The organism is Streptomyces sp. NPDC020898, assembly GCF_044333925.1.
Classification (GTDB): Bacteria; Actinomycetota; Actinomycetes; order Streptomycetales; family Streptomycetaceae; genus Streptomyces.
Window position 1 is genome coordinate 21,383 of sequence record NZ_JBIRRV010000025.1, and the last position, 23,935, is coordinate 45,317.

The window sequence follows — 23,935 nt, forward strand, 5'->3', positions numbered from 1 at the left end:
CTCCGCACTCAGGGGCGGGAGTTACCCATGGGGGACATGTGAAGAAGAGGTGTGCACGGGGTGCGTTCTCCGCCATTAATTGACCAGAAGTCGCACCCACTCCGGCCGTTGGCGTTCAGCTCTCCTTCTCGTACGTCAACCTCTCGCCGCTGCCCGCCGTCACTCGTTGCAGCGTGCCGTTCGGGAGCAGGGTGAGGGTGGTGGCGGCGCCCGGGGTGATGGTCAGGCGGCGGGTATTGTGGCCCCCGGAGTTGTGTGCTCGGGTGGGGCGTCGGGGGCCGGTTACCCCGCATTCCCCGTATTCCGCTGTCTCGGCGTACTGCGCAGATTCTCGGAGGACGTGACGGAGCTGGTGCGGTCGGAGACGGCAGACTGGATGGTTGAGTTCCGGACGGGGTCCGCGCCGCTGGGCATCCAGTCGGCGGGGATGGGGGTGCCGCGGCAGGACGCGACGGTGCACCAGGGACGGTTCGGGATCGCGCCGGGGGCGCGGCCGAACATGCCCCGGCAGAGGCCGCCGGAGGCGCGGTGAGTGTCGCCGTGAGGTGTTCGCCCCCGCCGCCCTTACCCGTCCCATCCCTGGGGGCTGCGCCCCCAGACCCCCGCCACGGCCCTGAACGGGCCTCGTCCTCAAACGCCGGACGGGCTGGAAAGAGGGGCCTACCCCGGCGCCGGGAACGCCACCTGGCTTCGTAGCCCCGTCGCGCCGACCGCCCGTACCCCGAAGAACACGTTGTCCTTGGACAGGTCCAGCTCGTGCGAGGTCACGTCACCCACCGCGACGACGTGGGTCCACTCCGGGGACGTCGTCTCGCGCCAGACGATCTCGTAACCCGCCAGGTCCGGCTCAGCATCCCGCGTCCACACCAGCTGCGTCGCGTTCGTCAGCGTCGACGTCAGGATCTTCGCTCCGCGCGGGGTGCCCGGGGACTGGGACAGCGTCCACAAGGCAGCCGCGTTCACCTTCGCGACCCGGGCGACAAACGGGAAGTCGCAGAACTCCGGCAGGTCTCCGTACTGTTTGCCGGTCTCGTCGACCCGTACGTCCTGGTGCTGGTGGGCGAAATCCTCGGCCGGTTCCGTGAAGCGGGCGGCGGGGTAGCCGCGTTCCAGGAACGGGATGTGGTCCCCGCCCCGACGGTAGCGGTCCCGGCGGTACACCACCCGTACGCGCATCCCCGTCGCGTCGTTGTCCCCCGTGTCCCTGACGAAGCGGGCCAACTGCCGTGACGGCGAGTCGTTCTCGCCGCCCACCGACCGACGTACCGCCGCCTGTTCCGCCGTCTCCGAGGAAGGGACCCCCTCTGCGAACAGGCGGATCGTGTACGGGTCCGCGGTGCCGTCGTCCGCCTTGGAGCTGCCGACGATGTCGTTGGTGAACATGGCCTGGACGTCCGTACCGGCGGACTTGTACTGCTGTGCCATGTACGCCGCCCCGTACAGCCCCTGTTCCTCCCCTGCCACCGCCGCGAACACGATCGTCGCCGCCGGGCGGCGCTTCGACATCACCCTCGCCAGCTCCATGGCCACTGCCACGCCCGACGCGTCGTCGTCCGCGCCCGGTGCGTCCGAGGTGGCGTCCATGATGTCCGTGACCCGGGAGTCGTAGTGCCCGGAGACCACGTACACGCGCTCCGGGGTCGCCGAGCCCCGCAGGGTCGCCACCACGTTCGTGATGCGCGTCGCCACCGGGATACGGCTCGCCGGTTCCTGGATGTACGACTGGAGTTCCACCGTCATCCGGCCGCCCGACTCGGCGGCGTAGGAACGGAGTTCGGCCGCGATCCAGTCCCGCGCCGCGCCGATCCCCCGCACCGGGTCGTCCTGGACGGAGAGGGTGTGCCGGGTGCCGAAGGAGACCAGTTTGCGGACCGTCGCCTCGATGCGTGCCGGGTCGATCTCCCGGAGGAGGGCGCGGAGTTCACGGGTCGGGCGTTGGGCGGTGGCGGGCGGCCGTGTGTCCTCCGAGGCCGCCTCCGCCGGGGCCGCGCCTCCCAGCGCCGCCGCGCTCCCTGCCGCCGTCGCGGCCAGAACCGTTCTCCTGCTGGGAATGCTGGAGCGCATGTGTTCTCCCGTGGCCGGTGCGAACGGACCCCACCATGGTTGTGGACGCGTCAAGACGAGCGCAAGAGGCCCTGGCCGGACAGTAATTGACGGAGCGCCGTCCTCAGTTCCCCGCGTCGCTCTCCTTCTCGTACGTCAGCCTCTCGCCGGTGCCCGCCGTCACTCGTTGCAGCGTGCCGTTCGGGAGCAGGGTGAGGGTGGTGGGGGCGCCCGGGGTGCAGTAGGAGGCCGGTTCGCCGGAGGCGACTCGTGACGGGCCGATCCTCAACAGGGCGGCGTCCGACGGCTGTTCGGCCAGGGTGGCGACGAACACGCATTGGTAGGCGCCCGTGTCCGTGGGCCCGGTGGCGACCAGGTTCAGTACCGTGTCGCCGACCTCGCCCTGGGTGATGGTCAGCCGACGGGTGTTGTGGCCCCCGGAGTTGTCGATCGAGGCGGTCCAGGTGCCGAGGTAGCCGGATGGGACGGCGCCGGCCTGCGGCGAGGGCGGCCGGTCGGAGGCCGGTGTGGGGCCCGGGAGTGGGGGCGGGGTGTCGTCGGCGCCGTTGAGCAGGGTGAAGACGGAGGCGCCCGCGGCGAGGGTGACGATCAGGGCGGCGCCGGTGAGCGCCACCGACAGCCGGGTTCTTCTGACCGGTCTCGGCGCGCGCAAGGACCCCACCGTGGAGGGTGGGGGCGAGTACACGGGTGCGCTGCTCCACGCGGCCGGGACGGCATGCGCTTCGAGCGTGAGGTCCCCGGGCCAGGCAGGGGGCCGTTGGCTGCCGCCGGGGGTCGGAGCGAAGGGGTGCGGGTGGTGCTGGGGGTGGTCCTGGGCGGGAGGGGTGGGCGGCGCGGCGGGTGGAGCGTGCTCGGGTGGCGCGTGTTCGGGTGGGGCCTCGGGGGCCGGTTCCCTGCCCGCGAAGACTTCCGAATCCTCCGGGCTCTCCCGCTCCCCCGTGTCCCGCTCGCCCAAGGGCTCCTCCGCCTCCAGCAACCGCACCGCGTGGCGCCCGAGTTGGGCGACCAGGGGGCCCGGCAGCCAGGTGTCCCGTTCGTAGCCGTCGGCGATGGCGTCCGCCGACACCCCCGTACGTTCCAGGATCTGTTCCGGGGTGGGGCGCTCGGCCGGGTCCTTGCGCAGGCAGTCGCCGACGAGGCCGGCGAGGCCCTCCGGGATGCCCGCCAGGTCGGGCGCCTCCTGAGCTATTCGGAACATCAGGGCGTGGGCCCCGCTGCCGATCGCGCCGAAGGGCAGGGCGCCCGTGGCGGCGTACGCGAGGACGGAGCCCAGGCAGAAGACGTCGGCCGCAGGGGTGACCCGGTCGCCGCGTACCTGCTCGGGGGCCATGAATCCGGGGGAGCCGACGAGCGCGCCGGTGCGGGTGAGGCCGCCGTCGGTGACGCTCTCCAGGGCGCGGGCGATGCCGAAGTCGATGACGCGGGGTCCGTCGATGGTGACCAGGACGTTGGTGGGCTTGAGGTCGCGATGGACGATCCCGGCGGTGTGGATGTCCTGGAGGGCGTGGGCGAGCCCGGCGGCGAGGACGCGTACCGAGCGTTCGGGCAGCGGCCCGTGGTCGTGCCCGACGACCTGTCGCAGGCTCGGCCCGGCGATGTACCCGGTGGCGACCCACGGGACGTCTGCCTCGGTGTCGGCGTCGAGGACGGGCGCCGTCCAGCGGCCCCCGACCCGGCGAGCGGCCCCGACCTCCTGCCGGAACCGGTCGCGGAACTCGTCCTGCTCGGCCAGTTCCCGCCGGACGAGCTTGACGGCGACGGTGCGCCCCCGCTCGGACCGCGCGAGATACACGTGGCCCATCCCGCCCGCACCGAGCCGGGCGACCAGCCGGTACGCCCCGATCCGCACCGGATCCCCGTCCCGGAGCTTCTCCATGACCGCGCCGCCTCCCCGTACACCCAGCCCAGTCCACCCGGTCCACCGGTCCATCTCGTTCCGCGGCGGACAGCCCGAGGATAGTGCGGAGGGGTCAGCCCACCGGCGGCGGGCCGGGCAGGCCCCGCACACGCGACAACCTGTCGCTTTCCGGTCCCCACCGCAGACAGATCGCCGCTACCGCGCCCTCACCCGGGACACCTACGCTCCCCGGCATGACGCCTCAGCCCAACCCCCAGTCCCAGGCGCAGGCCCAGTCCCAGGCCGGCGCCGCCGTGAAGGCCGCGGACCGTGCTCATGTGTTCCACTCCTGGTCCGCGCAGGAGCTCATCGACCCGCTCGCCGTCGCCGGTGCCGAAGGGTCGTACTTCTGGGACTACGACGGGAAGCGGTACCTGGACTTCAGCAGTGGCCTGGTCTTCACGAACATCGGGTACCAGCACCCGAAGGTCGTCGCCGCCATCCAGGAGCAGGCCGGGCGGATGACCACCTTCGCGCCCGCCTTCGCCGTCGAGGCGCGGTCGGAGGCGGCCCGGCTCATCGCCGAGCGGACCCCCGGTGATCTGGACAAGATCTTCTTCACCAACGGCGGTGCCGACGCCGTCGAGCACGCCGTGCGCATGGCCCGGCTGCACACCGGGCGGCCCAAGGTGCTGTCCGCCTACCGCTCCTACCACGGTGGCACCCAGCAGGCCGTGAACCTCACCGGCGACCCCCGCCGCTGGGCCTCCGACACCGGCAGCGCCGGAGTCGTGCGGTTCTGGGCGCCGTTCCTCTATCGGTCCAGGTTCTATGCCGAGACGGAGGAGCAGGAGTGCGCCCGTGCCCTCCAGCACCTTGAGGACACCATCGCCTTCGAGGGGCCGGCCACCATCGCCGCGATCATTCTCGAGACCATTCCCGGGACCGCCGGCATCATGATCCCGCCGCCCGGCTATCTCGCCGGGGTGCGCGCGCTCTGCGACCGGTACGGGATCGTCTTCGTCCTGGACGAGGTGATGGCCGGGTTCGGGCGGACCGGTGAGTGGTTCGCCGCCGACCTGTTCGGCGTCGTGCCGGACCTGATGACCTTCGCCAAGGGCGTCAACTCCGGCTATGTGCCGCTCGGCGGGGTCGCGATCTCGGGGGCCATCGCCGAGACGTTCGCCACCCGCCCCTACCCCGGCGGCCTCACCTACTCCGGGCACCCCCTCGCCTGCGCCGCCGCCGCCGCCACGCTCACCGTGATGGCGGAGGAGGACATCGTCGGACAGGCCGCCCGGACCGGCGCGGACATCATCGGGCCTGCGCTCACGGGTCTGGCCGAGCGGCATCCGAGCGTCGGCGAAGTACGCGGCACCGGTGTCTTCTGGGCCCTGGACCTCGTACGGAACAAGGAGACCCGGGAGCCGCTGGTGCCGTACAACGCGGCCGGGGAGGCGAACGCGCCGATGGCCGCGTTCGGGGCCGCCGCGAAGGCGGGCGGGCTGTGGCCGTTCGTGAACATGAACCGCACCCATGTCGCCCCGCCCTGCAACGTGACGGAAGCCGAGGTCAAGGAGGGGCTCGCCGCGCTGGACGCCGCGCTGTCGGTCGCCGACGAGTACACCGAGTAAGCGCTTGTACACCCGGTAAGAAGGAGACGTACGAGAAAGACTTCCCCGGAATCCGAACGCGTAAGGTGACGTGCTCGTAGACATACATGAGTACGTCACTCACACGCGCGAAGGGGGAGAGCCTCGACCATGCCCGGCAGCAGCGGCAACGGCGCCGTGACCCGCAGCACCCTGCGGCAGCAGATCGCGGACGCGCTCCGCGACGAGGTGCTGGCCGGGCGCCTCCAGCCGGGTCAGGAGTTCACGGTCAAGGAGATCGCCGAGCAGTACGGCGTCTCCGCGACGCCCGTCCGCGAGGCGCTGGTCGATCTGTCGGCGCAGGGGCTGCTGGAGGCGGACCAGCACCGGGGCTTCCGTGTGCACGAGTTCTCGCTGGCCGACTTCCGGGGCATGATCGAGGCCCGCGGTCTGGTCACGGACGGCATGTTCCACGGGCTGGCGAACGATCGCGCCGGTGACGTCCAGGGTGTGCGCAGTCTCTTCGTCCGCGCCAACGACCCCCGGGCCGCCGCCGCCCTCGCCGGTGTCCGGCGCCGTGGCGAGGAGGCCCGGCGTGCCGCCGCCGCCGGTGAGCTGAACATCCTCATCGGCTACGACCTGCGGTTCTGGCGCGAGTTGGGCGCCCTGTTCGGCAACCCGTACCTCACCGACTTCCTGCACCGGCTGCGCGTCCAGTCCTGGGTGTGCGCGGTGCAGCACCTGCGCCGGCTGAGCGATCTGCGCGGGCACCTGTGGTGCGACCACACCGAGGTCGTCGACGCGCTGGCGCGCCGCGACCTCGCCGACGCGCACCGGATCGTGGACGAGTACAACGTGCACTCCATCGCCCTCATCGAGGGCCTGGTGAACAAGCACAGCGCGGACAGCGCGGCGGGCCACGGCGCGGGCGACGGGGGCGGGGACGCCGGTACCGGCTGATCGTGAACGGGTCGTACGTGAACGGCTCGTACGTGGACGGGCGGAGTGTGGGTAGGGAACCTGCGCGACGGGTCGTGAGCCCGGGGCGCGCTACGGCGTACGCCCCCGGAACGCACGGCCGTTCGTGGCCGGTTCCTGTCCAGTTCCTGTCGATCTCTGGCCCGTCACACAGGGGCCCTACCCGTGCCCGACCCATTACGCTGCCCTGACCGCGGTGCCTGACCACCGCCTGCGACGCTGCGAGGAGTTCTCCTTTGGCCTGTGACCTGTGGCTGGTCCCACTCGTCGACGTTCTGTGCCACACCCCCAACAATCCGTTCGCCGAGGAACTGGCGCTCTACGACAAGGTGCTGGGCGAGGCCGGACTGCCGCCGGTGCCGGTGTACGCGTACATGCCCGGACTGTCCGGCGACGTGGCCCCCATCGCGGGCTTCGACTACGACGCACTGCACTTCCTGCGGCGCGCGTATCTCCTCCAGGTGTGCGGTCTGCCGGTCACGCCGGTGGGTGAACTGGGCGGCGACTACGAGCAGTTGCTGGAGATGTTCGAGGCGACCGCCCAGCAGTCCCACCTGGTCTGGCACTACGACCACGCGGGCGCGTACGTCCCCGTGGACTTCCCGCACCCGCTCTCGAACGACGAACTCCTGGCAGGGGGCGGCCCGTTGGGCTCCTCCCAAGCCCTCCTGAGGGAGCTGGCGTTCGTGGCTCCCTCGCTCGGCATCGACCCGGCGAACCCACCGCTGGCACCGGCCCCGCCGCTCACTCCCACGTCGCTGGAGGAACCGGCGGCACCGGCCCCCTTCGACGCGAGCCCGTTCGCCCGGGAACGGCACGTGTGGCTGGGCCTGAACGCGGCGGCGACCCGGAGCCTGGCCCAGGGGTCGATGATCATCTTCAGCTGAGCCCGCCCGCTCACCGGATCCCCGCTCACCGGATCTGGGAAAGACCCTTCTGGAGGTCGTCGGCGTTCATGACGGGCGTGAGCGAGATCTTGGCGTTGAACTGGGTGAAGAACGGCTCGGCGGTGGCCGGGATCTCGGAGCTGTCCTTCATGTCGATGACCAGGTAGCAGGTCCGGCAGCCGTTCTCGGGGCCGAAGTACGCCGCCTCCGGCTTGAGATGGTCCAGGGTCTCCTTCAGCAGCTCCGGCAGCTTGCCGCTGCGTATGCCCTCGTTGCTCTTCTCCGTGTCGAACTGCGCCTTGAGCATGACGCGCATCGCACTCACCTTCTCCTGGTTGGACGCACGCGGCGGTACGGAAACGTACGAAGTCAGGATATGCCCGGCGTAAATGGTTGGCGCGCGCACGTTCGGCTCACCCGGCGGAGCCGGTCAGCCGGTCAGCCGGTCAGCCGGTCAGCCGGGACAGGGCAACCTACGGGGGGACAGTGCACGAGAAGGTGGACGCGATCGATCGTGGAGGCGGGCACCGAAGTCTTCCGCGGCAAGGGCAAGTTGAGCACGTCGTCGTACTCGGTCAACGTGGGCTGACGATCCGACCGGCGGCCGGGGGCCCGCGTCCTTTTCGGGGCGCGAGCCCCTTCCCTTAAGGGAGTTATCGCTGACGCGGCAGCCTGAGGGTCCGCACGAGGGGCATGTCCGCGTACAGATCGGGGTCGACGGTCAGTACGCGCCGGCCGTCCGGCCAGTCCGCCGTCGGCCGGGACAGGTGGACCGCGTGACCGAGCCGCCACTCCACCCCGTCACGCAGCAGCGCACCCACGGTGGACGCGCCCGAGAAGTCCAACTCGACGATCTCCACGGCGGGCAGCGCGCCGATGTGCTCGGCCAGCCCCTTGCGCATGCCGTCGGCGGCGGCGAGGCAGAGCGCGGGCACGTACACGTGCCGGGTGGGCCCGTGCTCGGTGTTCGACACGAACTGCGAGGCGAGCGAGTTGCCCGAGCCGAGTGCCAGCAGCGCCGACTCGTCGAAGACGACACCCGTCGATCCGATCGATCCGGCCGGGCCGGACCTTCCGGACCCCTTGGAGGCGCTCACAGGCTCTCCACCTCCTGTCCGGCCTCCAGGTCCTGCCACACCTTTTCGACGCGGTCGTGGTCCTCGTCGGTGAGGGTGACGCCGAAGTGCGTCTCGCAGTACGCCTTGGTCTCCTCGTACCGCTTCCGCAGCTCCTCCTGCGTGGGCGTGGCCCCCGCCAGTTCGGCGATCAGATCGCGCATGGTCATCCCGCGCTCGCGGGCGAGCACCATGAGGCGGTCACGTACTGCGGGGTCGACCTTGACGGTGGTGTCAGCCATGACGACAGTATACCGCCGGTATACCGTCTCGGCCGCTCAAGCAAAGCGGTCATCCTGTTTCCTTCCGGGTGGGTTGACCCGGCCGCACGGGCGTACGGCCGGGAGCCTGTGTGCGTGCGCCTATGCGGGCGCGGGCCGCCCTTGCAGCAGGGCGCGGGCCATAGCGCCGCCGCGTCGCGCAGCCTCGCGGTAGCCGACCGCGCCGGGCTTGCGGATCTCAACGGTCGTGACGGGAACGGCTGTTGGCGTCGTCGACCCGGTCGACTCGGAGACAGCAGCAGCGGCAGCGACTGGGGCCGCCGGAGCGGCCGGGCATTTGCGGCGGAGGCGGTTCTCGATGATGGCGCCGGGTGAGTACAGGGGCTTGGGCAGCCCCTGTGTCAGGGCCGCGCGCACCTCGGTGCTGCTCGCACCCGCCGCCCACCACTCCTCGACCAGCGGCGCCAGCCGCAACGCCTCGGCGACACCGAGGGCGAGCCGGGGATCGGTGCGGGCCAGCGAGCCGAGCAACCGCGCGGCGAGCGCGGTGCGTTCGCCTGGGGGCACCTCGGGCTCGGCCGACCCAGCCTCCGGCTCGGCCTCGACCTCGGCCGACGGCGGGGAGGGAGGTTCTTGTTCCCTGGTTTTTTCTCCCGAAGGGAGAGCTCCCGAGGCCACGGATTCCGACTCACCGGAGGCCAGGTTCTGGACTTCTTCGGATTCACCCGCAGGGGGCTCGTCGTCGTACGGAGTGTCGAACACCTCGTAGACGGTGGAGAATTGGCCGGACTCCTCGTCCTTGCGCACGACCCGCCGCAGATACCGGGATTCCTCCAGCTCATGCAGGGCTGCGGCGATCCGCGCCCGCCCTTCCTTACGCTGCTCGGCAAGGGTTCGGATGGTGGCGCGGGCGCCGTTCGGGAGGCTCAGGAGGTACGTCAGTACGCCTACCGCGCACCAGGAGAGACTCCGGTCGCGGAGAAGGGCGTTGGAGAAGACTGAAAACGCGCGCGTGGGCGTCGTACGATGAATGCGCATTGGGAGCTCTACTCTCTCGGTGCCGAGCCCCCGGGTGTTGGCGCACCGCGGGGGCGTTCTTGTTGCCGTGACTCTATGGGCACGCAGAGCGACGAATGCAAGCTGAACAGGCTTTTCCGGGGCGGAAGTTCATGTTCTTCACTCCTCAGGGTGAAGCGCCGCCTTCAAAAGCAACGCGTGTACGAAGTGATCTCTCGCCGTCGGTCGATAACGCCAAGTCAGCGGCCACGTAAGGCCGTTGAGAGACGGGACCGGAATGAAGGCGACGCGGCTCGGGCCCGACGCGAGACACGTGACGCCCGGCGGCCAGATCCGGTCGGACGTCGCGCCCACCCGTACGAGGAAGTAGACGGCCCGGCTCCCGTTCGCCTCCTCCACCACCGGCCCCGGTGCCCCGCCGGTCATCCGCGCCAGCCGGTCCGCCACCAGCCTGCCCTCGTCGCCGTCGACCCGTACCGCGTCGAACTGGACGCCCGCCTTGCGGAGTTGGATGCCGGTGGGCGGGATCCAGTCGGGGATCTCAGGGGTGAGTGGGGGCTCGTCGAGGTTTACCTCGTCACTTTCCGTGTTCATGGGGACAGTTTCCGCACGCGGGTCTAGCTTTTCCATAACTCTGCGTCGAGAGTGCGTAGCTCTCGGAAATCGGTGCGAGTCGGTGGGGACCAGTTGAGTTCGGTTGAGTTCGGGAGTGACCGGATGGCGAGTTCGGACAACAAGGCGGAAGCGGGCGGTACGGCACACATGGTCGCCGCCCTGGCCAAGGCGCTGCGTGAGCAACAGGGGGTCACACAGGAGGAGTTGGGCAAGCTGATCGGCTACACGGCATCCGCGATCAGCGCGATGGAGACGTGCGCGCAGCCCGCCAGCGACAAGATGCTCGTCAAGTTGGAGGAGGTGTTGGGGGGTGGGTTGGGCGTCTTCGAGAAGGCACGAAAGTGGATGCTGATGGAGAAGTACCCGGCTCGGTTCCGGGGGGCTGCGGGGCTGGAGCGGGGTGCGGTCACGATCTCCTCGTACGCAACCTTCTGCATCGACGGGATCTTTCAGACCGAGCCGTACGCACAGGCGCTCATCCGGGGCAGCTATCCGCCGGTCTCCGACCAAAAGCGCGAAGAACTCGTCGAGGCGCGGCTCGCCCGCCGGGCGCTCTTCGATCGTGACCCGACCCCGATGATCGAGCTGATCCTCGAAGAGGGCGTACTGCGGCGGCCGTTCGGCGACTGGGACATCATGCGCGAGCAGCTGCGATCGCTCGCCGAGGACGCCCAGCGGGAGAACGTGTGCCTGCAAGTACTCCCCATGGACCGCGGGCTGCGCGGATCGCATGCTGGTGAACGCGGCCCCATGAAACTCCTCGTCACCGAGGACCACGATCACGTCGTTTACATGGAGATCGAGGACCAGGGCATCCTGGTCAGCGAGCCGTCCGAGGTGGCCCAACTCGCGCACCGCTATGCGAAGATCCGATCACAGGCACTGAGTCCAGACGACTCACTCGGCCTCATCGAACGGTTGGCAGGAGAGGAACCATGAGCGACGCCCGTGCACTGCGGTGGTTCAAGTCCAGCTACAGCGACAGCGGCGGCGGGGACTGCGTCGAAGTCGCCCACGCGTGGCGCAAGTCGACGTACAGCGACGGTGGCGGCGGGGACTGTGTCGAGATCGCCCCCTGCCCCCACACCCCCACCGCCGCCATCCACATCCGCGACTCCAAGAACCCGGGCGGCCCGAACCTCACGGTTTCCGGCGCTGCTTGGGGCGCGTTTCTCCCTCGTACCGCCTGAACCACTCCTCAGGAGTGGCAGAGCACCTTGAGGACGACGGTGTCGGCGTCGAGGTCGTCGAGATAGCGGTTGGCCTGGTCCCAGTGGTCGTCTGAAACGACGTGTCGAAGTGCGGGTCTCCCGCGACCGCCCGCTGGGCCACCTCCTGGACCAGCGGCTGAGCCAGGTGATCTCTCCTGGCGTCCGCCCGGGAGTAGCTCTCAGGATCGGCATCGTGGCGTAGGCGTCAGCGCGGAGGACTTCCGTACGAGCTCACTGGACCAGTTCGATGTGGGGGTGGGACGGGTCGGCCGGGCAGGCGTGGAGCTGCAGGTTGTGGCCGCCGACGATGTCGATCAATGTGAAGTTGCCGTTCTGCGCTCCCAGGGGAGGCGGGGCCGGGGTCGTCGGCTCCTCGTCGGGGATCCAGGTCCCCTGGCCGCCGTCCCATTCCCAGGAGGCGATGGTGAGAAGCGGCACCTCGTCCGTGCCGCACTCGGGGCAGGGGCGGTCGACGGGGTCGCTGGGGTCCCAGCGGGTCCAGCCGCCGGTCTTCCAGCCGGGGGCGTGGCAGAGGTTGTTCAAGTACAGCTCCCCGGGGTCGTACGCGTAACTGCTGTACAGCGCGGGGTCGACCGACTCCCATCGGCTCATGTCCTCCAGCTGGGCGCGCAGCTCCTCGGGCAGCTCTGAGGGATTGGGGTAGTCCGTGACCTGTTCCGGTGAGAACAGGCACGGCTCCGGGAGGTACCACTGGGACTGGATGACCGGCGGCTCGGGCGGTGCGTCGAGGACGTCGGTGACGGTGGCGGAGGAGCGCCAGAAGAGTGCGGTCGTGGGGTGGGCGCGGTCGATGTGGTCGTGGTCGAAGGGGCACCACAGAACCTGGAGGAGATCCGCGTCGGGCGGGCACGGGAAGGGAACGTCACGCGCGTAGAGCTGGGCGACGGGAAGCAGCGGGATCGGGCCGTCGAACCACGGGCGGCCTACCTCGATCCGCTCCCAGTTCTCCCGTTCCTCCGGCGTGACCTTGGGCGCCTCGGGGTCGAGACGCAGCCGCTCCTCCGCGGCGGCGAGGTCGCGGCGTAGCAGCCGGACGTCGTCCGGCGAGTAGACGGTCCGCGACGCGTGCTTGTTGTGCGGCTCGTCGCAGTACGGCCACGGCTCGTCGGCAGGCCACAGGAGCGGCCCGCCGACGGAGCCGTCGTGCACGGTCGGCGACCCGGGCCGCGGGTGCAGCCGGGTCGCCGTGCGCGCCAGCGGGGCCAGTTGGGGGAAGAGCGCGGCGATGTCGAACGGCCGCGGCGGGGTGGTGAATATGGCGTTCACAGCGGTGATGCTGCCAGCAACCACTGACATTGATGTTGCTGATCCTCAGGTTCCGGTGATCGTGGCTCAGCCACTGACTGACGCCCTGCTGGGGGGCCTTGACGTCCATGAAAGCGGGTGCGTCGCCCGCTTGACCGCCGGTCAGGACGAACGCAAGGGGACGCCAGCGGCCGTCGGCAGCAAGATGGATCTCGTGGTGAGTCCCCCGCGTGACCGGCCGATGCGACAGGATCTGCGGCCGCTCGGGCCCGCGTGGTCACGTCGTGGGGAACCGGATTCCGGCGAACGGCGAAGTACCGGTGAAGGCACAGGACTTCAGCACCATCGATCCGACGAAAGGAACCCCGATGACCGTCGAGCCAGACGTCAGAGTGGGGCAGGAGAGTGACGCCTCGGTGGTCGAACGGTCGTGGCACGAGCCCGAGGTGTTCGCCGTGCTCTTCGACCGCCATGCCGACTCGGTGCACCGATACGCGGCGCGCCGGCTCGGTGGGGAGGCGGCCGAGGACGTGATGGCGGAGACCTTCACCACCGCGTTCCAGCAGCGCTTCCGGTACGACACGGGGCAGGCCGGCGCCCGTCCGTGGCTGTTCGGCATCGCGACCAACCTCATAAGCCGCCACAGGCGTGCCGAGGCCCGGCGGCTGAGGGCGCTCGGACGGTTGCCTCCGGATGGCACCGGCGGCGGCCGGGCCGAGGAGACAGTCGCGGACCAGGTGGCGGCGCGGGTCAGCGCGCAGGCGGTAGGGCGTGAACTCGCCGGTGCGCTGGCCCGGTTGCCCGCCCGTCATCGGGACGTCCTGCTGCTGGTCGCCTGGGCCGACCTCGGCTACGAGGAGGTCGCACGCGCCCTGAACGTGCCGGTGGGGACGGTCCGGTCGCGGCTGCACAGGGCTCGCAGAAAGGTTCGCGAGGCATTGGGCGGATCTGATCCAACCGCTCTCCAAGAGGAATCCGGGCAATCAGACGGGCAATCAGACGATGGAGGTCTCCGACGATGAATGAACTCAAGCTCCTCAGGGAGTGGGACGCGGACGCGCCGTCCCTCACGGACGCCGCCCGCGCCCGTGCCCGCTTCCGCCTGCACCAGGCGATGCGGGAGCCCGCCGCCCCCATGACCATCGGCCGCCGCCCGCTGCTGCGGGTCGCGGTGGCCGCCGTAGCCGCCGCGACGGTCACCACGACTGTGGTGGTCGCCCAGAACACGGGGACCTCGCCCCCCACCCAGACGGTGAGCGCGGCCACCGTGCTGCGAGGGGCGGCGGCCGAGGAACGCAGGCTCGAAAAGCCGATCGCGCCGCGCGACGACCAGTTCATCTACTCCAAGGAGATCATCAAGGAAACCCCGGTCGGAGGCGGCCGCACCAAGACATACGTCGACGAGAGCTGGAGCTCGGTCGACGGCTCCAAGAAGTCTTACCTCAGCGAGCTGGGCAATGGGAACTGGGTCCCGCCGTTCCAGTCGGGGGAGAGCATTTGGCCGCCGAACAGGTGGTCGGAGCTGAAGCAACTGCCCACCGACCCTGTCGAGCTGCCGATCGCGCTGCGCGGCCTCCTCCGGAAGCCGGACCCCGACCGGCCTTTGAGGGCCGACGAGTGGCCGCTGGTCCAGTTCGGCCTCTCCGGCCTGCTCCGCAAGGCCGTTCTACCGAAGGGACTGCGCCCCGCGGCGTTCGAGGCACTCGCCACCGTCCCCGGCATCAAGGTGCTGCCGGGCCAGACGGACGCGGAGGGCCGCACGGGCCTCGGCATCCAGTACGTCGACCCCAGCACGCCCTGGGGGGACGGCAAGCAGGTGCTGGTCTTCGACGCGAAGACGTACCAGTACCTCGGTATGCGCGACCAGCGCAGGGAGGGAGGGACGACGTACGAGCAGTGGTCCTACCTGGCCGTCGACGGCGTCGTGGACCGAGTGATGCAGCGCCCCTGACGCCTCTACGCCCCTGACTCCCCTGACTCCCCTGAGTGGTCACCCCGACACTCTGTCGCGACCGCCCGACGCCCGGAAACCTCACGGGGGCGTCGAGCGGTCGCGTCGTGCCCGCCCGGCCGAAGTCCCCTGCCCACTGCCCGGATCAGTTCTGCGCTTGAGCTTGCGCCTTGGAAACCGATCGGTTTACAGTGAGGGCACGAGAAACCGATCGGTTTCCAAAGGGACTTCGGGAGTGCATGATGACGACAAATCGGCCGGTGGCACTCGTGACGGGTGCCTCCTCCGGCATCGGCAAGGAAGCGGCGCTCGCGCTGGTCGCGGCGGGCTTCGAGGTGGCCGGTACGGGCCGTGACACCTCACGGGTCGCACCGCTGGGCGGGGTGACGTTCTTCGACCTCGACGTGGTCAGCGACAAGTCGGTCACCGCCGTGGTCCAGCAGGTGATCGCACGGTTCGGGCGGATCGACGTCCTGGTCAACAACGCGGGCGTCGGCTCGATCGGCGCGGCCGAGGAGACCTCCCTCGCCCAGGCCGAGTTCGTGTTCGACATCAACGTCTTCGGCGTCATGCGCATGGTGAAGGAAGTACTGCCCCACATGCGTGCGGCGGGACGCGGCCGCATCATCAACCTCAGTTCCGTGCAGGGGTTCATCCCCGCTCCCTACATGGCCGTCTACGGCGCGTCCAAGCACGCGATCGAGGGCTACTCCCAGTCCCTGGACCACGAGGTCCGCAAGTACGGCGTCCGCTCACTCCTCGTCGAACCCGCCTACACCAACACCGGGTTCGAGGCCAACAGCTCCAAGCCCGACACACCCCTGCCCCTCTACGCCGACCAGCGGCGCGTCTTCGACCGCCTGATGGAGGAGTCGATCAAGGCCGGCGACGACCCCGCCGTCGTCGCCAAGGTGATCGTCACGGCAGTCACCGACAAGAAGCCGAAGCTGCGCTACGCCGCCGGCCCCACGGCCCGACTCGCGCGCATGCTCCGCTTCGTTCCCGCCTGGGTCCTGGACAAGCAGATCCGCAGCCTGAACAAGCTGGCCGGCTGACACCCCGCAACCCCGCGCACCACCCACCCGTAAACCCCATCGCGCCGTTGATTCCGGGAGCAACCCATGTCCGAGCCCCTGCACTCCGCCGCCGCTACCATCGCGCGCTGGCGCGCCGCCGAGGAACGCGGTGACGTCGACGCCGCGGTCGCCTGCCTGAGCCCGGACGTCGTGCTCAGCTCGCCGCTCACCGACCAGTTCGCCTTCGAGGGAACCGACCAGCTGCGCGACTTTCTGACCGCGGCGTTCGCGGCGGTCAAGGACGTCCGCTACCACACCCAGACCGGCGAGGGCGACACGTACGCCCTGGTCTACCGGGCGCGGGTGGGTTCCCAGTCGTTCGAGGAGGTGCAGATGCTGCGGCTCGACGACCAAGCACGCATCACGGAGATCACGCTCTTCGGGCGTCCGATGCCGGCCCTCACCGCCCTGATGCACCTCATGGGTCCCGCGCTCGCCCGCCAGCAGGGCCGCCGGGGTCTCGCGACACTCATGAGCGTCGCCACCATACCCATTCACGCGATGGTCACCTCGGGGGACCGCAGCATGGTCGCGAAGACCCGCCCGGCAGCCCGGCGGGCCTGACAGAACCAGATCCACTGAGCGTTTGGCCCCGTTCCCCTTCCAGGAGTTGGCGGCAGCCGCAGGCGATGTCCTCGGCGGACAGCTCCGGGTCGCAGGAACGCACGAGGTACCTGCCGTACAGGTTGGCTCCGGCTCGCCCTGACCACACGGGCGAAGCCGACTCCGTGCGAGCGGCTGCCGGAGGCGGCGTCCTCCACCGGCCACGGCAGCGTCCGGACGATCCCCCCACACGAGGTGATACGGCAACTCGCCGCACCCTCCAGCGACTTGACCCCCAGGAGACGCCCCCATGCAACGACGTACGTTCCTTACCGCGACCACCGTTTCGCTGGCCGCCACCCAACTCGCCGGGCCCGCCTACGCCTCCGCCGCCCCCTCCCACTCGCCCGCCGGTTCAACTGCCGGACGCTACGAGGTCGTTGCCCGCTTCTGGGACGCGATGCCGACCGGTGTCACCGTCTCGCGGCGCGGCCGGATCTTCGTCAACTTCCCCCGCTGGGGCGACGATGTCCCGTTCACCGTCGCGGAACTGCGGGGCGGGAAACCGGTGGCCTATCCCGACGCCGAGGTGAACCGCGAGGACGCCTCCGACCTGGCCGGGCACTTCCAGTCCGTGCAGAGCGTCGTCGTCGACCCGGCCGACCGGCTGTGGATCCTCGACACCGGAAGCCCGGGGTTCGCCGGGTCCTCCTACGGCGGTCCCAAGCTCGTGGCGGTCGATCTGCGCACCGACCGCATCGTACGGAAGATCCTGCTCCCGCCCGAGGTGGTGCCGTCGAGCAGCTACCCCAACGACGTGCGCTTCGACCTGCGGCGCGGCGCCGAAGGCACGGCGTTCATCACCGACTCGGGCGCCTCCAACGGCATCATCGTGGTCGACCTCGCCACCGGCCGCTCCTGGCGGCGGCTGACCGGGCACCCCTCGGCGCTCCCGGACAGGCAGTTCCTTCCCGTCATCGAGGGCGAACCCTTCATGGTCCGCCCCGCGGGCGGCGAGCCCGTCCACTACGAGACCGGCTCCGACGGCATCGCTCTCAGCGCCGACGGCACGCGCCTCTACTACTGCCCGCTCTCCAGCCGCCGGCTGCACAGCGTGTCCACCGCCGCCCTCGCCGACCCGGACGCCACGGACGCCGAGGTGGCGGCGACGGTCGAGGACCACGGCTTCAAGCCGATGGCCGACGGCCTGGAGAGCGACGACAAGGGGCGGCTCTACGGCGGCGACCTGGAGCACAACTCCCTCTGGCGCAGGAGCCCGAACGGCACCTACCGGACCCTCGCCCAGGGGGCCGACCTCGTCTGGGTCGACACCCTGTCCGTCGCCTCGGACCGGCACCTCTACGCCATCGCCAACCAGCTCAACCGGCTGTCCCCCTTCCACGAGGGCCAGGACCTGCGCCGCAAGCCCTACCTCCTGGTCCGCCTGCCGATCGACGCCGGACCGGTCAGGCTCGTATGACCGGACCGCTCAGCACGTTCCTCGCGGTCACACCTCACACCTCCAGCACCAACCGCTCTCCTTCCGGCGCACGCGAGACGCAGGGCAGCATGGCGCCGGTCGCGCGTTCGGTGGCGGTGAGCCGGCGGTCACGGTGATCGACGCGGCCCTGGGCGACCCGTACCCGGCAGGTGCCGCAGAACCCCTGGCGGCAGGAGAACGGCAGGTCCGGCAGGGCCTCGTGGAGAACATCCAGGGCGGAACGGTCGTACGGAACCGGCAGAACCCGTCCGCTGTCGCCCAGTTGGAGTTCGAAGGGGCGGCCGTCCGTGATCGGGGCCGGGGCGAACCGCTCGAAGTGCAGAGCCGACGCGCGGCTGCCACCGAACGCGCGCCGCACGCCGTCGATCATGGGCGCGGGCCCGCAGCAGTACACCGCACCCCCCGCCGGGATCGAGCTCAGCAGGTCCGCTGCCTCGGGCACCCCGAACTCGTCGTCAGGACGGATGGAGACCCGGCCGGGGGCTGCTGCCGCGAGTTCGGCCAGCTCGGCCGCGAAGGGCATCGAACCGCGGCTGCGGCCGGTGTGCACGAGCCTCCAGTCCAGCCCGCGCCGGGCGGCTTCCCGGGCCATCGGCAGGATCGGCGTGATGCCGATGCCGCCGGCGATGAGCAGGATCGATACCTCGGCGGCGAAGGGGAAGGCGTTCCGGGGCCGCCCGGTGACGGCGACCCGCACACCCTCTCCGAGGGCGTCGTGCACCTCCGCCGAACCGCCTCCGCCGTCGGCGATACGACGCACGGCGATGCGGTACCCGTACCGGTCGGCGGGGTCGCCGCACAGGGAGTACTGCCGCTTACGTCCGGAGGGCAGGCACAGTTCGATGTGGGCGCCGGGCTGCCAGGGCGGGAGTGTTCCCCCGTCGGATGCCCGATCGGATGCCCCGTCGGGTGCTGCCAGCCGCAGGGAGACGACGTCCTCGGCCTCCTGGTGCCTGGCGACGACCACCAGTTCCCGGATCGCGGGCGTCCCGGTGGCCGGCGGGCGCCTGGGAGGCGTGCTGCGACGCGCGAGGCCTGTGACCGCGTGGTCGCTGAAGGCCGCCAGCCGCTGCATGAAGGAGTCGCCGCGCGGCCTGCCGTACAGGTCCGGTGGCTGGGTGACGGGGGTGCCGATGTCCATGGGAGGCCCCACGGGTTGCCGGGTCATCGGGCAGCCGCCCGGGCGGCAGGGGACGCCGCCAGGTAGGCGACCGCCTGCTGGGTCGAGCCCTCCTGTGTCGGGTGGTAGCCGGGGCTGAAGTAGCGCAGCACCGAGCGGGTGAACGAGACCGGCGGAGGCAACAGGTCCTTGCGGGCCGCGGCCAGGTAGTCGCGGAAGCGGACCCTGACCCGGTCGTCGAGTTCGGGGTCGGCGCTCATCAGGAAGCGCACTCCGCGGATCCACAGCCGGATCAGCACCGGAGCGGTGACGAGCATGCCGCCCACGCGGCGCCGGTACCGCGGATCGAGGTGCACCAGCAGGTCGAACGCCACCGACCGATGCTCGACCTCCTCCGCGCCGTGCCAGCGGAACAGATCGAGCATCGCGGGGTCAGCGTCAGCCTGGTCCAGGTGCTCGTTGCTGAGAATCCAGTGACCCATGTACGCGGTGAAGTGCTCGAAGGCCGCGATGAGGGCGAGCCGTTGGAGGAGGTGGGCGTGGGTGGCGGCCGGCGTCAGCTCCGGCCGGTCCCCGAGCACCCTGCGGAAGATCCATTCGGACTGCCGGGTGTACGGAGCCGGGTCCAGCCCCTTGGCGAGCAGGTGCTCCAGGACCTCCTGGTGGGCCTCGGCGTGCATCGCCTCCTGGCCGATGAAGCCGCGTACGTCCTCGCGCAGCCGGTCGTCGGTGATCAGTGGCAGCGCCTGCTCGAAGGTGCGCACGAACCAGCGTTCGAGTTCGGGGAGCATGAGGTGGAGCACGTCGAAGGTGTGGGCCGCGAAGGGCTCACCGGGCAGCCAGTGCAGCGGGGTGGCGCTCCAGTCGAAGGTGACGTCCCGGGGTTGCAGCACCAGGTCGTGGTGATCGATGGGGTGGGCTACGGGATGGTCAACGGGGTGGTCGATGGGCTCGGACGGGCGGTGCGGGTGGGCATGTGCGGCTCGGAACATGACAGGTTCGTCCTCCGTCAGTGGTCGGTGTGTACGAGGGAGCCGTCCTCCACGCGGTCGGCGAACTCCGCGATCCGGGACGCGATCTCCTCGGGGTGGCTCAGCTGAACCCAGTGCCCGGCGTCGATCGGGTGGCGTTGCAGCCGGCCCGTCCAGTGCTCCACTCCGTACGACAGCACCGGGGTGACGCAGAAGTCGCGGGTGGGGACGATGAGTTGGACCGGGACGGTGGTCCGCCGGTCCCGGGGACGCAGCAGGCGGGGCAGCATGTTGGCGCGGTACAGCGCGGTGCCGGACACGGCGTCGCGGGCCAACGTCGGCGCGGGGTAGCGGGTGTGGTCGGGCACGCCCTGGGAGCCGGTGAGGAAGGCGCGCCAGCGGTGTCCCAGTGCGCGCCAGCTCAGGGCGGGCAGGAGCGGCACATGGAAGTAGGCGATGTACCAGGACCGTACGGCCTGCCACAGCAGCTTCGGCAGATCCGGATGCCGCGGCCGGAGGCGGGCCCGGATCAGGTGGCCTACGTGGTCCAGGCAGGGTCCGGAGATGGAAGTGAACGAGGCGATCCGCCCGGCCAGACGGGTGCCGGTGACCGATTCCCAGGAGTGGATGGACCCCCAGTCGTGTCCGACCAGGTGCACCGGGCGGTCAGGGCTCACGGCGTCGATGACCGCCGCCAGGTCGGCTTCCAGGCGGGACATCCGGTAGGCGCGCAGACCCCTGGGCCGGTGGGAGGCACCGGCTCCCCGCACGTCGAAGGCGGTGACGTGGAAGCGGTCGGCCAGACGCTCGGCCACCGGGTGCCACACGGCGCTGGTGTCCGGATAGCCGTGGACCAGCACCACCGGAGGAGCCGTCGACGCTCCCCATTGGTAGGCGGCCAACTCCCCGCCGTCCACGCCCTCCGCGAGGATCCGGCGGGCGGCCGGGCCGGTCACCGGCCACCACTGGCGGGGGTCAACTGGCCGTAGTTCAGACCGCCGTGGAAGAAGCTGGGCTGCACCGGCCACTGCCGCTTGAAGCGGGCCAGCTCCGAGGAGGGCAGGATCTGCAGCCAGCGCGGATCACGCCGGCTGGGGTCGGCGAGGGTCTTCTCCTTGACCATCGAGTCGTACTGGTCGAGGGAGTCCTCCAGGGTGTTGGCGTTGGGCACCACCTCATGGCCGTAGAACGCGGCGTGGCGGCGCACCCCGGGGATGCGGGAGAGCTCGGGCTGCCAGTTGTCTGCCGAGATGCCGTTCTCGGAGGAGACCCACACCCCGTCGGGGGTGTTCAGCACCAGGGAGTGGTTGCCGTCCGTATGGCCGGGGGTCCACAACAGGCTGACGCCGACGCCGAGTTCGACATCGCCGTCGAAGGCGGTGACGCGCTCGTCCGGTACGCCGTCCATGCCTCCGTCGACGTACCAGGCCCACTGCATCGGATGCACCGACTCGAAGGTGCCCAGCTCCCTGCGGTGCACCAGCAGCCGGGCGCGCGGGAACAGGGCTTCGCGGGGCGCCTGTTCACCCGGGATCGTGCTGGTGCTGCCCATGATCATGCGCACGTCCTGGACGTGCAGGTGGTCGAAGCTGACATAGTCCACGTCCTCGGGTCGCAGACCACAGGAGGGCAGGACGGTGTTCGGGTCCTGGTAGTAGCGGGCGAAGACGTGCTCGGTGAGGAAGTCCCCTGCCAACCGCTTGAGTTGGGCGTAGAACGGGGCTTGAGCCGTTCCGGCGGCGACGGTCGGCTCCCACACCAGCGTTTTCGGCTCACCGTCGAAGCCGTCGAACTGCACGACGAGCATCCGGTTGACGATGCTCACGAACGGGTTGACGGCGAGCGCGGCGCCGTGGAACCCGAACCGGGTCGGATACGGGGCGGCGGCGATGTCGAAACTGCGGACGGCGTGGATGCGGCCCTGCTGGATGAATCGCTCACGGTAGGCAGCCGCTGCGCTGCGCACGGCGCGCAGCCGGTCGCCGCGGGGCCATACGTCGTGGACACCTTCGAATTCGGGGATGGGACGCGGAGCGGCAACATCCTGGACCTCTTTGGCCTTCTGCGCACTGGGCGTCGCCGGCTTGGGCGTGGTGGTCACGGGCTCATCCTTCGGGCAGGCGGGCGGTCCGGGTTCGCTCCTCGTAGGCCGCGCGGACCGACCGGTCGGGCAGGGCGGACAGGGCGGCGAGCTGGTCGGGGACAAGGAGGTGATGCAGGGCGTCGCGGGCACGGCCCGGCAGCACCGCGGCCAGCCGGGTCAGGGCGGCCACCTGGCGGGGAACGAAGACCTCGAAGCGCGGGCGCAGTACGACGTCGAGCACCGCGTCGGCCACCTGCTCCGTCGTCAGACGCCGGGTGGGGCCGGTCGCGGTGCCCACGGCCAGCTCGGTCTCCACTACGCCAGGCATCACCAGGGACACGTGCACGCCGGTGCCGCGCAGTTCGGCGCGTACGGCTGTGCTGTAGCCGTGGACGGCGTGCTTCGTCGCCGCGTAGGTCGCCTCGCCGGCCGGGGCGACCTTGCTGGCGGCGGAGGCAATGTTCACGACGTGGCCGTGACCGCGTTTCCGCATCCCCGGGATCACGAGTTTCATCCCCCGCTGTACGCCGTGGACGTTGACGTCGAACTGGCGCAGGGCGGCGTCCTCCGGTTCCTCCTCGAAGGGGCCCACCCACATGATTCCGGCGTTGTTGATCAGTACGTCGATCGGCCCCAGCTCGGTCTCGACGGTGCGCAGGAAGTCCTCGAAGGAGGGTGTGTCTGTGACGTCGAGAGCCAGCCCGAGCAGCCGGCCACCGGGACGCGCGCCGATGGCACCGGCCGTCTCCGTGGCGAGCTCCGCGTCGATGGCACCGGCCGTCTCCATGGCGAGCTCCGCGTCGAGATCGCCGATCGCCACGGCGGCCCCGGCCGCGGCGAGCCGGGCTGCGACGGCCCGCCCGATCCCCCGGCCCGCCCCGGTGACGGCGATCACTCGGCCGGCCAGCGGTTGTGGGCGAGGGATTCTGTCGCGGCCGTGGCCGCGGTCTCTTCGGCTGAACCTGTCCGGGTTCCTGGGCGGTGCTGCCACGGTCGAGCCCCTTCCTTGCCCTGAGCATGAGGCGGAACGCCGAGCGCCGGACGTCGAGCGGCCCCACGCACGTCTGACACGACCCCATGTCAGATGAACTGACAAGCTAGAGTGTCAGTTCGGAGCACACCGGTGTCAACACCTCTGCCAACACCTCTGCGAAGGCCAGAACATGACCGGCACACAGACCGCCGGGCGGCGCTACGGCGGACGCGACGCGGCGCAACGACAGCAGGAGCGCCGCACCCGCCTCGTCCAGGCGGGCCTCGACCTGTTCGGTACGGCCGGATACGCCTCGGTCTCCGTCAAGCAGGTGTGCTCGCACGCCGGACTGACCGAGCGCTACTTCTACGAGTCGTTCCGCGACCGAGAAGACCTCCTCACCGGGGTCTACAACGAGCTGATCGCCACGATCACAGCCGAGACCGCCGAGGCCGCAGCCGCCGCCGCACCCGACATCGACGCCCAACTGCGCGCCGGGCTGGAGGTGTTCATCCGCACCCTGGCCGGTGACGCCCGCAAGGCCCGCCTGGTGCTCATCGAGGTCGTGGGCGCCAGCCCCCGCCTCGAAGTGCGCCGCCGCGAGGTCCTGCACGAGTTCGCCGCACTGATCGCCGCCGTCGTCGGCCCGCCCCCCGACCCGGAAGCCCCCTCCAACCGGCAGCTCGCCATGACCGTGATGAGCCTGGTCGGCGGAGTCAACGAACTCCTCGTGGACTGGACCCTCGGCCACCAGGACGCCACCGTCGACGAGCTGATCGACCTGTGCCACACCTTGTTCGTCGCGGCCTACCGGACCATCAGCAACCAGCCTCGGTAAGCCCCGACTTGCCCTGATCAGCCCCGATCACACAGACGCAAGGCGATCGGGCCGAGCGCTTGTATCGAGCATTTGT

The 23,935-nt window shown here is 70.3% G+C and carries 24 protein-coding genes and 2 pseudogenes; 12 read left to right on the top strand and 14 right to left on the bottom strand.

Annotation, left to right across the window (positions count from 1 at the left end; translation table 11 throughout):
• Nucleotides 1–304 precede the first annotated feature (304 nt).
• Nucleotides 305–532 (top strand): annotated as a pseudogene (locus ACH4TV_RS43050) (SLATT domain-containing protein); the annotation flags it as partial.
• Between the two features lie 128 nt (nt 533–660).
• Here the strand turns inward: ACH4TV_RS43050 and ACH4TV_RS43055 are convergent.
• The gene (locus ACH4TV_RS43055; protein ID WP_398406858.1) at nt 661–2,064 is read right to left on the bottom strand and encodes a M28 family metallopeptidase; all 1,404 of its coding nucleotides are present in this window, start codon (nt 2,062–2,064) and stop codon (nt 661–663) included.
• A 103-nt stretch (nt 2,065–2,167) separates the two neighbouring features.
• Nucleotides 2,168–3,940, bottom strand: coding sequence for a serine/threonine-protein kinase (locus ACH4TV_RS43060; RefSeq protein WP_398406859.1), 1,773 nt, complete (start codon nt 3,938–3,940; stop codon nt 2,168–2,170).
• A 215-nt stretch (nt 3,941–4,155) separates the two neighbouring features.
• Here ACH4TV_RS43060 and ACH4TV_RS43065 point away from each other — a divergent pair, with 215 nt between their 5' ends.
• The 3 genes from ACH4TV_RS43065 to ACH4TV_RS43075 all read left to right on the top strand — a co-directional run bounded on the left by ACH4TV_RS43065 (nt 4,156) and on the right by ACH4TV_RS43075 (nt 7,358).
• Entirely contained in the window at nt 4,156–5,535 is a 1,380-nt protein-coding gene (locus tag ACH4TV_RS43065; RefSeq protein ID WP_398406860.1) for an aspartate aminotransferase family protein, read from the top strand.
• 129 nt (nt 5,536–5,664) lie between these two features.
• Nucleotides 5,665–6,453 carry a GntR family transcriptional regulator gene (locus ACH4TV_RS43070; RefSeq protein ID WP_398406861.1) on the top strand — a complete coding sequence of 263 codons (789 nt, stop codon included), beginning with the start codon at nt 5,665–5,667 and terminating at the stop codon, nt 6,451–6,453.
• A gap of 254 nt (nt 6,454–6,707) precedes the next feature.
• Nucleotides 6,708–7,358 (top strand): hypothetical protein, encoded by a 651-nt coding sequence (locus ACH4TV_RS43075; RefSeq protein WP_398406862.1) that lies wholly within the window; start codon nt 6,708–6,710, stop codon nt 7,356–7,358.
• 25 nt (nt 7,359–7,383) lie between these two features.
• Here the strand turns inward: ACH4TV_RS43075 and ACH4TV_RS43080 are convergent, their stop codons facing one another.
• The 5 genes from ACH4TV_RS43080 to ACH4TV_RS43100 form a co-directional block, all read right to left on the bottom strand.
• Nucleotides 7,384–7,674 (bottom strand): DUF3303 family protein, encoded by a 291-nt coding sequence (locus tag ACH4TV_RS43080; RefSeq protein WP_398406863.1) that lies wholly within the window; start codon nt 7,672–7,674, stop codon nt 7,384–7,386.
• A 337-nt stretch (nt 7,675–8,011) separates the two neighbouring features.
• On the bottom strand, nt 8,012–8,455 hold the full coding sequence (locus ACH4TV_RS43085; protein ID WP_398406864.1) for a hypothetical protein: 444 nt from the start codon (nt 8,453–8,455) through the stop codon (nt 8,012–8,014).
• Complete coding sequence (locus ACH4TV_RS43090; protein WP_330289891.1) at nt 8,452–8,715, bottom strand: hypothetical protein; 264 nt, start codon at nt 8,713–8,715, stop codon at nt 8,452–8,454. Before ACH4TV_RS43090 ends, ACH4TV_RS43085 begins: the two co-directional genes overlap by 4 nt.
• Before the next feature lie 120 nt (nt 8,716–8,835).
• Nucleotides 8,836–9,732 (bottom strand): hypothetical protein, encoded by an 897-nt coding sequence (locus ACH4TV_RS43095; RefSeq protein WP_398406865.1) that lies wholly within the window; start codon nt 9,730–9,732, stop codon nt 8,836–8,838.
• Nucleotides 9,733–9,870: 138 nt separating this feature from the next.
• The gene (locus tag ACH4TV_RS43100; RefSeq protein ID WP_398406866.1) at nt 9,871–10,305 is read right to left on the bottom strand and encodes a hypothetical protein; all 435 of its coding nucleotides are present in this window, start codon (nt 10,303–10,305) and stop codon (nt 9,871–9,873) included.
• A gap of 123 nt (nt 10,306–10,428) precedes the next feature.
• Here ACH4TV_RS43100 and ACH4TV_RS43105 point away from each other — a divergent pair, with 123 nt between their 5' ends.
• Together ACH4TV_RS43105 and ACH4TV_RS43110 are read left to right on the top strand one after the other, a co-directional pair.
• On the top strand, nt 10,429–11,265 hold the full coding sequence (locus ACH4TV_RS43105) for a helix-turn-helix transcriptional regulator (protein WP_398406867.1): 837 nt from the start codon (nt 10,429–10,431) through the stop codon (nt 11,263–11,265).
• The gene (locus ACH4TV_RS43110; RefSeq protein ID WP_398406868.1) at nt 11,262–11,516 is read left to right on the top strand and encodes a DUF397 domain-containing protein; all 255 of its coding nucleotides are present in this window, start codon (nt 11,262–11,264) and stop codon (nt 11,514–11,516) included. Before ACH4TV_RS43105 ends, ACH4TV_RS43110 begins: the two co-directional genes overlap by 4 nt.
• A 252-nt stretch (nt 11,517–11,768) precedes the next feature.
• Here ACH4TV_RS43110 and ACH4TV_RS43115 read toward each other — a convergent pair whose 3' ends face one another.
• Nucleotides 11,769–12,824 (bottom strand): hypothetical protein, encoded by a 1,056-nt coding sequence (locus tag ACH4TV_RS43115; protein WP_398406869.1) that lies wholly within the window; start codon nt 12,822–12,824, stop codon nt 11,769–11,771.
• A 94-nt stretch (nt 12,825–12,918) separates the two neighbouring features.
• Nucleotides 12,919–13,046 (bottom strand): annotated as a pseudogene (locus tag ACH4TV_RS43120) (IS5/IS1182 family transposase); the annotation flags it as partial.
• 125 nt (nt 13,047–13,171) lie between these two features.
• Here ACH4TV_RS43120 and ACH4TV_RS43125 point away from each other — a divergent pair.
• The 5 genes from ACH4TV_RS43125 (at nt 13,172) to ACH4TV_RS43145 (ending at nt 17,853) form a co-directional block, all read left to right on the top strand.
• Nucleotides 13,172–13,825: an RNA polymerase sigma factor gene (locus ACH4TV_RS43125; protein ID WP_398406870.1), complete on the top strand. Its 654-nt coding sequence runs from the start codon at nt 13,172–13,174 to the stop codon at nt 13,823–13,825.
• Nucleotides 13,822–14,754, top strand: a complete 933-nt coding sequence (locus ACH4TV_RS43130) for a CU044_5270 family protein (protein ID WP_398406871.1) — start codon at nt 13,822–13,824, stop codon at nt 14,752–14,754. The genes ACH4TV_RS43125 and ACH4TV_RS43130 overlap by 4 nt, the downstream gene beginning before the upstream one ends.
• A gap of 242 nt (nt 14,755–14,996) precedes the next feature.
• Complete coding sequence (locus ACH4TV_RS43135; RefSeq protein WP_398406952.1) at nt 14,997–15,809, top strand: oxidoreductase; 813 nt, start codon at nt 14,997–14,999, stop codon at nt 15,807–15,809.
• Between the two features lie 66 nt (nt 15,810–15,875).
• Nucleotides 15,876–16,394 (top strand): nuclear transport factor 2 family protein, encoded by a 519-nt coding sequence (locus tag ACH4TV_RS43140; RefSeq protein WP_398406872.1) that lies wholly within the window; start codon nt 15,876–15,878, stop codon nt 16,392–16,394.
• A gap of 289 nt (nt 16,395–16,683) precedes the next feature.
• Nucleotides 16,684–17,853: an L-dopachrome tautomerase-related protein gene (locus ACH4TV_RS43145; protein ID WP_398406873.1), complete on the top strand. Its 1,170-nt coding sequence runs from the start codon at nt 16,684–16,686 to the stop codon at nt 17,851–17,853.
• Between the two features lie 34 nt (nt 17,854–17,887).
• Here the strand turns inward: ACH4TV_RS43145 and ACH4TV_RS43150 are convergent, their stop codons facing one another.
• From ACH4TV_RS43150 to ACH4TV_RS43170, 5 genes are read right to left on the bottom strand one after another with little or no spacing between them, the layout of a single operon-like run.
• Nucleotides 17,888–19,015, bottom strand: coding sequence for a PDR/VanB family oxidoreductase (locus tag ACH4TV_RS43150; RefSeq protein WP_398406874.1), 1,128 nt, complete (start codon nt 19,013–19,015; stop codon nt 17,888–17,890).
• A 23-nt stretch (nt 19,016–19,038) separates the two neighbouring features.
• Nucleotides 19,039–19,986, bottom strand: coding sequence for a metal-dependent hydrolase (locus ACH4TV_RS43155; RefSeq protein WP_398406875.1), 948 nt, complete (start codon nt 19,984–19,986; stop codon nt 19,039–19,041).
• Between the two features lie 17 nt (nt 19,987–20,003).
• Nucleotides 20,004–20,921 (bottom strand): alpha/beta fold hydrolase, encoded by a 918-nt coding sequence (locus ACH4TV_RS43160; RefSeq protein ID WP_398406876.1) that lies wholly within the window; start codon nt 20,919–20,921, stop codon nt 20,004–20,006.
• A complete protein-coding gene (locus ACH4TV_RS43165; RefSeq protein WP_398406877.1) occupies nt 20,918–22,066 on the bottom strand; it encodes a hypothetical protein in 1,149 nt (382 codons plus the stop codon). The genes ACH4TV_RS43160 and ACH4TV_RS43165 overlap by 4 nt, the downstream gene beginning before the upstream one ends.
• Nucleotides 22,067–22,070: 4 nt before the next feature.
• Nucleotides 22,071–23,039, bottom strand: a complete 969-nt coding sequence (locus ACH4TV_RS43170; protein WP_398406878.1) for an SDR family oxidoreductase — start codon at nt 23,037–23,039, stop codon at nt 22,071–22,073.
• 172 nt (nt 23,040–23,211) lie between these two features.
• On the opposite strand from ACH4TV_RS43170, the gene ACH4TV_RS43175 reads away from it, so the two are divergent.
• Entirely contained in the window at nt 23,212–23,859 is a 648-nt protein-coding gene (locus ACH4TV_RS43175) for a TetR/AcrR family transcriptional regulator (protein WP_398406879.1), read from the top strand.
• The last annotated feature ends 76 nt before the right edge of the window (nt 23,860–23,935 follow it).